Raw genomic sequence first — 11927 nt, 5'->3', positions numbered from 1 at the left:
AATTATCAATTTACCAATGACCATGGCAGAAGATCGTCGACCCTGGTTTAAAACCCTGTTTTGCCTGCGCGGTTCCGTGATTCGGGCGGTGATGCCCAGGGTCGGTATCTGTGTTGGGTTTGCCCTGATCGTAACGCTGTTGGATAACGCAGGCTTTGCCGTTTCCTGGCCAATTTTAGGCGGTGTTGTCCCCAGCATTGTTCTGGGGTTGCTGCTGGTCTTTCGCACCAATGCCTCCTATGAACGCTTCTGGGAAGGCCGCAAGCTCTGGGGCAACATCGTCAATACCACCCGCAACCTGGCCCGCCAAATCTGGGTGTCGGTGGATACCAGCCGCCAGTCTAAGGAGCAGGCGCTGAAATTACTGGTGGCATTTGCGATCGCAACCAAGCAACATCTGAGACAGCAGCCTTGCGCCCATGAGCTGAACCATCTAGTGACTCCCCCACAGCTAGAAAAACTCATGGGTATGAATAGCCCACCGCTAGAAATTGCCTTTTGGCTGGGGGACTATCTACAGGTGCAACAGCTTAAAGGTCGGATTAATGCCTATCAGCTCCAGGCCATGACCTCACAACTAAACAGTTTGGTCAATTCCCTGGGCGGCTGCGAACGCATCCTCAACACACCCTTGCCCTTGGCCTACTCGATCCACCTTAAACAGCTACTGGTGATGTACTGTTTGGCCCTACCCTTTCAGGTGGTGAGCGAGCTCAACGGGTGGACGATTCCGGTGGTTGCCCTGGTTGCCTTTGCTGTGTTTGGTGTGGAAGAAATTGGCCTGGAAATTGAAAATCCTTTTGGGTGCGATCGCAATGATCTGCCCCTAAATGCCATCTGTCAAACTATGGAGCACAATATCCAAGACCTGATAACCCTGACACCAAGTATCGAAAAAAACGAACAACAACCCTGGCAGATCACCACACTGTTGCCCATGGGTAAAGAAAAACAAAATGTCGAATAGTCGAGGGCCGATCTATCAGTTGCCCAATTTTAAAGCGACATAATTCATAAGAGCTGGTTATGACCGCTTTCTCCAGACCCATTCATCTGCAAATAAAGCAACGGTAATTTTACTGATAAGCCCTTCAATCTACAGATTTCATCAAAGCTAAATATTCAGCCTTGAGAAATAGGAACAGAAATTATATATCTCTCCAAAAAAGTAGCTATAACGGATGAAATGTACTCTATAGCTACGGTTCTATCCACCAGGAAAGAACCAAAATATTTTAGCGAATATCTACATACCCATAAATTATTGGTTTTACCGTTGAGCCATACTTTATTCCTCACCATGGCATAACACATAATCGACCCATAGAGGAATTATTGCTGTTGCTGATTTAAGGGATGAAGCGATCGGGCAGGATTGCTTTACATCAGTGTTTCTTAGATTGACCCCTGCCAAGGTCAGCAACACCAAATTATTTATATGCCTAACTTTTAGGGTGAGTCATACACTATGAGGTCTCAACGCCGTCTTTCTAGTCTTGGTAATCAATTTACCAGGATGTTAACGATTATTTTTTTCGTGGGCATTATTGCCAGTGGATTAATTCTCTCAGCTGCGATGCGTCAGAAAGCTGAGGGCGAAATCGTCCATCGGGCAGAAATATTAATCCAAACCATGAATGCGGTCAGAAACTACACCAGTGCGCAGGTAAGACCCCATCTGGCAGATGAACTGGCTGAAGCGACAGAATTTATTCCTGAAACCGTACCGGCCTATTCCGCCAGGGAAGTATTTGAAGGTTTCCGCGCCGCGAATGAATATGAGGATTTTCTATACAAAGAAGCAACCCTAAATCCAACCAATCCAAGGGATCAAGCAGACGAGTTTGAAACCCAAGTTGTCAATCAATTTCGAGAAAACAGCAAGCTAGAAGAACTCAAAGGTTATCGCAGAATGGAGGGTAAAAAGCTGCTGTACATCAGCCGCCCGCTCACCATTGAAAAAGAGAGCTGTTTAGAATGCCATGGCATCCCCTCAGATGCGCCACCCAGTATGCGGCAAACCTATGGTACTGAAAATGGCTACGGCTGGAAACTAGGAGAAACCGTTGCGGCTCAGACCATATACGTCCCCTCTAGCCAGGTATTTATAGAAGGAAATCAATATCTCTTACTCGCGGTTGCCATCTTTACCGGTGTATTTGCTGTCGTCATTGGCGTCATCAATCACCTGCTAAGAAAAACAGTGATTAGTCCCCTCGGCCAACTCAACAAGCTCATCCGCGACATCAGTCTAGGACAACGGGTCACCCTACCCACTAACTCAGACGGCACCACGTCCCTCAGCAGTTTGACATCCCGCACCGACGAGCCGGGGCAACTGGCTCGAGCCTTTGAGCACATGGCCAACGAAGTTGTCCTCAGGGAACAATCTTTAAGCCACGCTAAAGAAAGCGCTGAAGCGTCAACCCAGGCAAAGAGCGAATTTTTGGCCAATATGAGCCATGAGCTACGCACACCTCTCAATGCCATTATTGGCTACAGTGAGATGCTGGCTGAAGAAGCTGAAGACCTTTCTGTCGAAGATGCCCAAACCGATCTGTATCGTATTCAAGATGCCGGCAAACAACTACTGACCCTAATTAATTCAGTCCTTGACCTCTCCAAGATTGAATCAGGTCGCATGGAGCTATTCATTGAGGAATTCTCCATTTCCTTCTTAGTTGAACAGGTTGCTGATGTCCTCAATCCCCTCATTCAAAAGAAGGGTAATAAGCTAATTGTCCATCAGGGAGCTAATGTAGACGTAATTTCGGCCGATCACTCTAAAGTGCATCAGAGCTTGTTAAACCTGCTCAGTAATGCTAACAAATTTACTCAAGATGGAACCATTGCCTTAACAGTTAAATCAAGCATGGAAGGGGATCAACCATGGATTGATTTTATTGTCACAGACACTGGCATTGGCATGACATCGGAACAACAGAAAAAGGTCTTTGAAGCCTTTGCCCAAGCCGATAGTTCAACCACTCGACAGTTTGGCGGCACAGGACTCGGCCTGACCATCACCAAACAGTTTGCCAACATGATGGGAGGAGATATTACAGTAGAAAGTCAGTCTGATAGAGGCTCCCAGTTTACTCTGCGCTTACCTCAAGTGGTTCAAGGCAATCGCCAGCCCATCCAAGAAGAGCAACCATGGCTTTTAGTACTGCAAGCACGCGAAAAGAATGAAGAAGTTATTACTCGTATGCTGCAGCAAGAAACCTGGTTAGTTAAGTGTATTGACAATAGTGCCGATGCCTTGACGCTGGCTCAGGTAGACAAACCACCGACCCTTATTTTAATTGACTTAAGTCTGGAGTCTGATGCGATTCAGTGTATCAAGTCGCTGCGACAGACGTCGGCGTTTGAGGAAATTCCTATTATTGCGATCGCTAATTCAGTTATCGAAACAGAGATCAGCATCCAAATTGCCAATGATGTTCAAAGTATCTACTATCGCAACGATTTGAATTTGCAAGACTTTTTAGAAGAACTGCATGTTTGTGCTGCGGTCTAATTTTGCTAAGTCGGTTGGGCGACAGCTTAACCATGACGTCCTGACATCGTTGAGTGTTCAATCTATCCCTTATTATTCGCCATGCCTAAGGTTTTGTTAGTAGAAAACAATGCATTAAACCGCAAAATGCTGGAACGACGCCTGAAGCATTGCGGATACGAGGTTCTGACTGCAACCGATGGCGACAAAGGTGTATCACTGGCCATCGAAAAGCAGCCCGATTTAATCATCATGGATACGGATTTACCCGTGATGGATGGATGGCAGTCAATCAAAATCCTGAAAGCATCCACGGCAGCGGCACATATCCCTATCATTGCGTTAACAACTAACAATAAATCAGGTAACTGGAAAACAGCGTTAGAAGTTGGCTGCAACGACTACGATACTAAACCCATTGTACTTAAGCGTCTGCTAGGCAAGGTGAATACATTGTTAGGGGTGACATCCCCTGACAGCACATCGTCAGCAGCCAACCCCCTAACCTTCACAAAATTAGAATCTGCGCTATCTCAATTTTCAGAATTAGAAAGCGAGTTTTCATCATTAAAGACACAGTTCACATCTCCGCAGCCTAGCCGGAACAAGTCCTCTGAGGAGTCTCTAAAGGGGCGCTACGAAGTTAGCCGAGTGCTGAGTGAAAACACATTTGGCCAGCGATTATTGGCTAAAGATCTCGACAATGATGCCAAATCAGTCATCATCAATGTCTTTAACCTACCAGTCGGAAATTCTTCACTACTGCCCCTGGTGCGTGATGCCCTGGACTCAGAAATGAAGTTTCTCAAGGTGATCACTCGACAGGATGATATTGCCACTTGCCTAGATTCGTTTGAGCAAGATGATAAATTCTACTGGGTACAGTCCGATATTGTAGGCACATCCTTAGTCGATGAGCTCGACAGTGCGCAATCCATGGGCCACGTCTTGCAGCTAACCCACAATTTGCTTAGCAGCATACACCCCTTTCACCAAGGGAAAATTGTCCACTGTGAATGTCATCCCCAAAGCTTTGTACGTCGTCAATCGGACGATCGCATCATCCTGGTGGAATATGGTGTCCTCAAGCGGCTATTTGTCAATCTGCGGTCCCATTCATTGGCCTACCGCCAAGCAATTTTGAAACACCACAACTATCAACCCGTTGAGCAGCGTGCTGGTAATCCTCAGCTAAACAGCGACGTCTATTCCATCGGCATGATTGTCCTACAATCATTAACAGGACAGTCTCCTGAATGGCTCGTTAAGACCAGCAGCAAGGGCAAGCTAACGGATTTGGTCAAGGCAGATTCGAACATTATTAAACTTTTCGAGCGAATGGTCAGTCCAAATTACCATCTTCGCTTTGAGTCAGCGGGTGAAGCCCTTAAGGCGCTCCCTTTAGGACTAATACTGAAAAAGTCTAACTATCGGCAAGCTTTATCATCCTAAGCTAGCAAAATCGCCCTAAATAACTTAATTCAGCACTTCCCTCCTAGTTTGGCATTATTCAGATACTAGGGGGGAAGTTATGTTGTTAGTAATATGAAGACATAAAAGTCAAGTCATGATTTGACTCTCTACAGAATCTTTAGCAATTCATGGGGAAACTAGAAACTTTTGATAAAGTCTCCGGATCAATATGAGTGGGTGAAATTACTCCGTTCTAACATATATACGTTAGCAAGAGCATTTATTATTTCCCTGCTCAACTACATTTAGCAGGGATTTTTTCAAACGTATCTTGTTTGATCGGGGACACAATGGGTGCATCATTATTTTTCATTTAGTCTAAAGTCGGAGTCTTAAAAATGTTTGAAGCCTTGTTACAGCGTTGCAAGTAGACTCCGTACTCACAGACAATTCGACCGTTAAGGAGATTTCACGCCAACGTTTAGTTCGGTTTGGGCGTCTCCTAAGCAGCAGTTAACCGATGAGTGTTCTACCTGAGATGAGTCTATCGTTTGAGCCCGTGCCCCTTGGAAACCATCTGGGGTTTCTGGCACTGGTTGCCTATGTCGCCACTTTGGCACCAACCATTATCCGCGTTGTCTTTCCAGCTTTCAAAAGCCATAGCATTGTTCGCTGGCTACTCAAACAGCGACGAGCTATTGGCATTCTATCTTTTGTACTTGCGGTTGGTCATACCTACTTTGTCATTCGCAAACGTAATTTTGACTTTTTTGATTTCCATACCTACCGAGCCAGTGTTGAGGGGTTGTCAACACTCATTATTTTTACGCTACTAACAATCACCTCTAACAACTGGAGCATAAAGCGGCTCAAAAAAAATTGGAAACGCCTCCATACATTGACCTATGCCGCCATGTTTCTGCTGACCTGGCATGTCATCAATAAAATGGCAGGTCAGTGGACAATGGTTACTCCAATTGCTGCCATCTGCATTATCGCCATTACAGTTTTGTTCCTGGTTCGCAAAGGATCAGAATTTCAGAAAGACCTGGTTAAAGTCAGAATCAACTAATATTTACCTCATTTCATCGAACCTGGGGGTTCAAACATGGCCCAGCGGATGATTTGAGGTGCCCTTTGTTATTGATATACTCCCTCACTAAACACAAGAGGGGGCCCATTCGAGGATGTCTGTCCACCTCTTTATGGGCAGCAGCCATGGCTAAGGAGTTCTATGTCTAGCTAGGCATAGGCTTCTGTTGGAATTTATCAGTGGTGCCAGTATAAACGTCATGATCGTCACATCAAAATCTACCGAAGCTAAGAAAAGGAACTCATTTTTAAAAAATCTTGCCAGTAAAAAGCGTCAGCAACGCGAAAATCAACCATCTAAAGCTAAAAAATCCCGTAAAAAGAAGACATCCACCGCTGAAAAGCTGAGTTTAATTAGCTTAGTGGCTGCCTGTATCGCAGTGGGTATAGACATGGTTGCGCCACCGATGGCGACCCGTATGGGTGCCGTTAATGTAGCGTCAGGTGTCACCGATGCCCATGCCTCTTTTGGTTTTGATAATCGTTTTGGCTCACGACAGGCCTTTACAACCGATGCGGTGACCTATGGCAGCACCATGCATGCGGCCAGCCAGATTTTTGCAACGGGGCATTTTGATGGCACTATTTCGGTCTGGGATTCCGTATCTGGCAAGTTGTTGCAATCCCACCAAGTTCATTCTGATGCGGTCGAAGATGTTGTCTTGACTCCGAGTGGCAAGCTGCTGGCCAGCGGTAGCTGGGACAACGATATTCGCATTTGGAACTTAATGACAAAGCAACTGTTTCATGATTTGGTTGGGCATACCGATGATGTGAAATCGTTGGCCATCAGCGAAGATGGCAGCCTTTTGGTGAGTGGCAGTTTTGATAAAACTGTCAGAATTTGGGATATCTGGTCCGGTGAGCTGTTACACACGTTTGAGCACCCCCACGGAATTACGGCGGTGGCTATTAGCCCCAATGGCAAGACTATTGTCAGCGGGGATCGGCGCGGTATGCTTCACGTGTGGGATCTCAAAACTAAGATGAAGCTACTCACGCTGCATGGGCACAAGAGAACGGTGTGGGATTTAGCATTTAGCCCCGATAGCACCATGGTGGTGAGCGGTAGTCAAGATAGGACCGCGATTGCCTGGGATTTGCAAAAATTTGAACCTGTTTGTATGTTTGTGGGCCATGGGCGCGCAGTATATTCAGTGGCGTTTAGCCCCGATGGGCGCACGGTGGCCAGTGGCAGCTATGATCACACAGTGAAACTATGGGATGTGAAAAATCATCAGCGGGTGCAAACCCTGAGGGGGCACACAATGGCTGTATGGGATCTGGAATTTGCTGATGAGGGCAAGGTGTTGATGAGCAGCAGTGCTGATGGTGCAGTGCGCTTTTGGTCCGCAGAGTGGCTGACGAATAGGGCGGCGCTGTAGGAAGAGACGTTGCCGTAATCAGTCAAATTTTGGTTAAGTTTCCTGGAACATCCGAGTCACCTTTTAATGGGGGTGGCTTTTTTTTGCCTGTCGAAATGTTGCTGGTGGGTTGGGTAATTGTGGTACGAGCGTTATAACAGAGCTGATGTTTTAGCGCTTGCTCATGAATTACGAATCGGGCCAAACAGTCCCTGTAGAGTTAGACGATGGCAGCTTGATTTATGTCAAGGTAAAACCACCCCAAGTAACACGGGGTAATTCAGATAAGTTAGGGTCTAAGTCTTCGTTTGATAGGGTAACGTCTTCCATTGAGGGGATTGTGAAGGCCGTTGCAAAGCCGATTAATGCAGCGAAACCAACCAAAGCCAGTGTGACCTTTGGTGTGGAGGTGGAGGTGCAGGAGGGTCATCTGATTGCGGCGTTGGCCAGGGGAACTGGGACGACAAGTTTGGAGATTACCCTGGAGTGGGAAAAGGCTGAGGATGAGTAGTATAAGCTTGAATTATCTGTAATAGATCAAACTTCATCTGACAGAAGGGGGTTATCTGACACTTAGAGACTTGTCAGGTTGTGTTTGATTTTTTACACTCTTTTCTCCGTATTGATCTAATTGTTTTTCGTTTGCTAAATGCGCACTATCGAGAAAGGTTTGTATGGGCGTCTTGCCGTAACAATATCGACCTGAATGGGGTCGTTCCCAATTGTAATACTCTATCCATTCATCCACATCGTTTTGTAGGTCTTCAAGGCTTTGATAGACTTTTTTACGAAACGCAATTTGATAAAACTCCTCCAAAATGGTGCGATGAAAGCGTTCACAAATCCCATTGGTTTGGGGTGATCTGGCTTTCGTTCGCGTATGGTCAATGTCTTCAATGGCCAGGTAGAGTTGATATTCATGGTGTTCGACATTGCCACAATATTCGGTGCCTCGGTCCGTCAAAATCCTCAGTAATGGAATGCTCTGTTCCTCATAGAATGGGATTACTCGGTCATTGAGCGTATCAGCGGCCACCAGCGCATTCTTACGGTCATACAGCTTCACCTGAGCCACCCGAGTGTAGGTATCAATGAAGGTTTGCTGATAAATCCGTCCGATGCCTTTGATGTGACCCACATAGAAGGTGTCTTGAGAGCCTAGATACCCCGGATGATGGGTTTCTATTTCCCCATGGGCTTCCTTTTGTTCCTTCGCCTTTTCGAGGGCTTTTACCTGCGCTTCGGTGAGGATTAGGTTGTCTTGAGCCGCTTTCGCTTCCAGTGCTTTGAGCCGGAGCTTAAACGTTTGAAGGTCATGCCGTAGCCAAATAGAGCGAACACCGCCTGGAGAGACAAAGAGGCCGTGTTTCTTCAGTTCATTCGAGACACGCACCTGGCCGTAGGCCGGTTGGTCTGTGGCAAACGCAACGACGGCGGCTTCTACCTCTGGGTCGACTCGGTTCTTGACGCAGGGCTTTTTACGGTCAATGTCGCGTAGAGCCGCTTCTCCACCGGTCTCGTAGAGTTCTTTATAGCGATAGAACGAATCTCGCGATACGCCCATCACTTTGCATGCCTTGGAGACGTTGCCGAGGGTTTTGGCTAGATTTAAGATGCCTAAGCGATTCTTGACGATCTTGTCTTGGGTATTCATTGTGACACTCCTGATTCAGTGTGAGTTTACAGGTTGTGTCAGATAAAGTCTTAACTATTACAAATTATCGTTCAATTCTGCCTGACAGGTAGATACTATGTCCGGCTTCTTGACCATGTTGCCGATCGTCTCTTCTTGCAAAAGGTCAGTGGGGGCGATATTGTCATTCACCAGAGATGAACATCCCCCGTAGGTTGGGTTGATAACTTTATCCAACATTCTCTGCTCCCTTGCGGCTCTCCAAAACCCAACAATCCACTTCAACCCCAACCTACGGGTTAATCTGGCTCAAAATTGTTTTGTCTGTAATTTTTGTATCCTCGGCCAGCAAAAACGCCTTGCTCAAAATCAGCGCCAGGGTCTTATCCCCCTCAAAGGGCAGAAACACTTTATCCGCCGCACTCTTCCCTGCCCGCACAATACACAAATACTGATCATTCGGCTCCATCAAAATATTCCCACTGCCCAGGTGAATCTTATAGGTGCGAATATCCCCCCTCACCACCAAAAATCGTTCCTGAAACGAACAGCGGCTAGCAATCTTCTTCAACTTGGGCACCAAATTTTCCAACACTTGCCGTCGCGTCTGGGCAGTCGCCGATAGCTCCCCAAACGAATAATCATGCCAGTAGTCATAATACTGTCGTCGTCCTTCAGCGCCACCATCCGTCCAGTTTGGATCATTGCCCACACTGGCAACACCCACAAACAAATCTACATCCCGTAACACCTCTGTCAATACCAATGCCGGAATGTCACTCAACGGTATCGGCTCTGCTGGAGCATTACGATAGGTGCCATAACCACCACCACCCGCATGGGCAAAATTACTCGCCGCATCAATTGGGTAAAACCTCACCTGGTCCGTCGCTAAATAAAGATAGGTACCCGCCTCAGTCGTATCGCTACCGTAGTCATCCCCAATCCCTTCAATCCAAAACTCTGCCCGCAAATCCCACTTGGGCAATAGTAACCGTGCCGGTTCATAATCATCATCCACCATCAGCCTCAGCTGATTCTTCCAGCCCCGCTGACCACACAGCGCATTAAACTGATGCTGCTTAATAATGTGGGCTGCAAACCGATTGGAGTACACACGAGTAGTCTCTTCAGCCGCCGTGAGTAGATAAATCTCCCGGTGGGCCTGTTTAAACGGCTGCTGAATCCCATGGTTAACTAACCAACTGCGCCAGGCCTGAATGGTCTCAGTTGTTGCTGTAATCGGATGCCATAGACTGACGCGAGTTTTATGTGTCAACCAGTCAATGGGTTTTCCTTGTAGATCGACTAGATTTGTCTTCAAAGATGTTTGAGTCGTGTTGGCTATCTTGCCTTGGCCCCCTAAATCCTCCAAGTCTGGGGGACTTTGAGCAGAGACTTCCCCCAAGTTTTGGGAGCTGGGGGGACCGTTTTCCCTGTCAAACCAGAACCCTACAGCATGTTTTCCATCTTCTTCAAACTGCCAGAGAATCCGTCTCGCTAAAGTACCCACCAATGGATGATTGACATAACGCTCCTGCCAGATAGTAAAACCCCACGTCTTCTGCTGTAGATAAAATGCCTCGATGCGGTCTCTCTGGGCGGGCAACATCTTCTGAATATCTTTTGCTGCCTGTTTTAGCTCCTTTAGATCCTCACCGTAGTTATCCTTAACGGCCTTAGGCACTGACTTTTGCACGTTGCCATCTGCCTTAAGCCACCGTAGCACTGTGCTACTAGTGCCAGTCACCATCAGCTCAGCCGTAAACTCGCCCAATGTCTCTCGCCGCACGCCCACCTCACTCAACCCATAGGTGGGCACCGCCAACTCTTCAATTTCTTCTCGGGGTAGTCCCTCTCGCTCAGCCGCAGCTGTCAGTGCTTTTTCAATTCCCTTTTGGGCCGTGCCAAACTTTACCTTTACCTTTAACAATGCCAGCTGACCAATGGCATCCGCTGTGGGCATTTGCCCCAAGGCCCACACACAGGCATTGCCCAGCTTCACGCACCGTGGTCCAATGCCAGGAATTTTGCGATAGGCTGAAACTGCTAGTTTTCCCAAAGCACGCACCAACTCTTCCTCGGTTTGATCCGCACAGAGCCACACTAAACCTTTGAGAATGTCGGCATTTTTGTCTTGAATCACATCATCACCACCACGCCAACCGGGCAAAGGCTGCGTGCGGGGCTGGTCTACCAGTGGACACCACTCCACTAGATACTGTTGAAAGGTGTCTATACCTACAGCCTGGCGCAGAGGTTTGGCGCTTTTGAGCCACTTGGCGGTGGGTTTACCTCCAGAGGCTGTAGAGCAGGCTTCAATCAGTTGAATCCAGGTAGCTTGTTTGGTTTCGGGCAGTGCTTCGATAGTTTGTTTAGCTGCATCAGACCAGGGTTCTCCGGGGGTGACTGCCAGAGTTTTGGTCTCAGCGGAGATTAACAAGCGTAGTTGGTTGGCGGCTTTGGGTGCATCGCCGTAAAGTTGTGACCAGCTGTTGCAGGTTGCTTCAATAGCAGCTTGCAGCTCGGGCGTTAGAACATGGTCTTTGAGATAATCTCGCGTCAGCTTTTTGACAGGTGTATACCAATACCAGGTGCGCAGATTCCGATCTTGACAGGTGACTAGAAAGTCAATCACACCGTCTGCGGTAAAAGGTAGTTTGCGATTTAAGATCAGTAGCAACACATTGGCAATACCAGAGGCGTTGCCATAGGCATCACCATCGTCATTGTTAGTCGCCTGTTCCATGTGGTGCTTATAGGCTTGCACCATGGCAAGGGCTAACTCAGCTTGCTCAGCTCGATTGAGTTTAGAGATTTCTTCCCAAATGTCAGACTCTTTGAAGTTGTAAGAGGGACCTTTGGTTGGCTCTTGATGCTCTTGCAGAACTGCTTGGATGATATCAGCATTGTTGATGGTCATGGT

Annotated in this window: 9 protein-coding genes; 6 read left to right on the top strand and 3 right to left on the bottom strand. The window is 47.3% G+C overall.

Annotated elements, in window-relative coordinates:
• Window positions 1-22: 22 nt before the first annotated feature.
• The 6 genes from SPB21_RS13080 (at window position 23) to SPB21_RS13055 (ending at window position 7879) form a co-directional block, all read left to right on the top strand.
• A complete protein-coding gene (locus tag SPB21_RS13080) occupies window positions 23-967 on the top strand; it encodes a bestrophin family protein (RefSeq protein ID WP_163664283.1) in 945 nt (314 codons plus the stop codon).
• Window positions 968-1468: 501 nt separating this feature from the next.
• On the top strand, window positions 1469-3520 hold the full coding sequence (locus SPB21_RS13075) for a c-type heme family protein (protein WP_163664285.1): 2052 nt from the start codon (window positions 1469-1471) through the stop codon (window positions 3518-3520).
• An 81-nt stretch (window positions 3521-3601) separates the two neighbouring features.
• Window positions 3602-4951, top strand: coding sequence for a response regulator (locus SPB21_RS13070; protein WP_163664287.1), 1350 nt, complete (start codon window positions 3602-3604; stop codon window positions 4949-4951).
• Between the two features lie 481 nt (window positions 4952-5432).
• The gene (locus tag SPB21_RS13065) at window positions 5433-5984 is read left to right on the top strand and encodes a ferric reductase-like transmembrane domain-containing protein (protein WP_250564925.1); all 552 of its coding nucleotides are present in this window, start codon (window positions 5433-5435) and stop codon (window positions 5982-5984) included.
• Between the two features lie 220 nt (window positions 5985-6204).
• Window positions 6205-7389 (top strand): WD40 repeat domain-containing protein, encoded by a 1185-nt coding sequence (locus SPB21_RS13060; RefSeq protein WP_163664289.1) that lies wholly within the window; start codon window positions 6205-6207, stop codon window positions 7387-7389.
• Between the two features lie 163 nt (window positions 7390-7552).
• The gene (locus SPB21_RS13055) at window positions 7553-7879 is read left to right on the top strand and encodes a CU044_2847 family protein (protein ID WP_163664291.1); all 327 of its coding nucleotides are present in this window, start codon (window positions 7553-7555) and stop codon (window positions 7877-7879) included.
• 51 nt (window positions 7880-7930) lie between these two features.
• Here the strand turns inward: SPB21_RS13055 and SPB21_RS13050 are convergent, their stop codons facing one another.
• Genes SPB21_RS13050 through SPB21_RS13040 form a run of 3 tightly spaced genes read right to left on the bottom strand, consistent with a single transcriptional unit; the run spans window position 7931 to window position 11924 of the window.
• Window positions 7931-9022 carry an IS481 family transposase gene (locus SPB21_RS13050; RefSeq protein ID WP_499866134.1) on the bottom strand — a complete coding sequence of 364 codons (1092 nt, stop codon included), beginning with the start codon at window positions 9020-9022 and terminating at the stop codon, window positions 7931-7933.
• Between the two features lie 57 nt (window positions 9023-9079).
• The gene (locus SPB21_RS13045) at window positions 9080-9241 is read right to left on the bottom strand and encodes a hypothetical protein (protein WP_499866785.1); all 162 of its coding nucleotides are present in this window, start codon (window positions 9239-9241) and stop codon (window positions 9080-9082) included.
• Between the two features lie 52 nt (window positions 9242-9293).
• The gene (locus SPB21_RS13040; RefSeq protein ID WP_499866784.1) at window positions 9294-11924 is read right to left on the bottom strand and encodes a DUF4132 domain-containing protein; all 2631 of its coding nucleotides are present in this window, start codon (window positions 11922-11924) and stop codon (window positions 9294-9296) included.
• Between the last annotated feature and the right edge of the window lie 3 nt (window positions 11925-11927).

The organism is Leptothoe sp. ISB3NOV94-8A (genome assembly GCF_043421595.1).
Lineage (GTDB): Bacteria > Cyanobacteriota > Cyanobacteriia > Phormidesmidales > Phormidesmidaceae > Leptothoe > Leptothoe turfae.
This window is presented reverse-complemented; position numbering and strand designations above follow the sequence as displayed.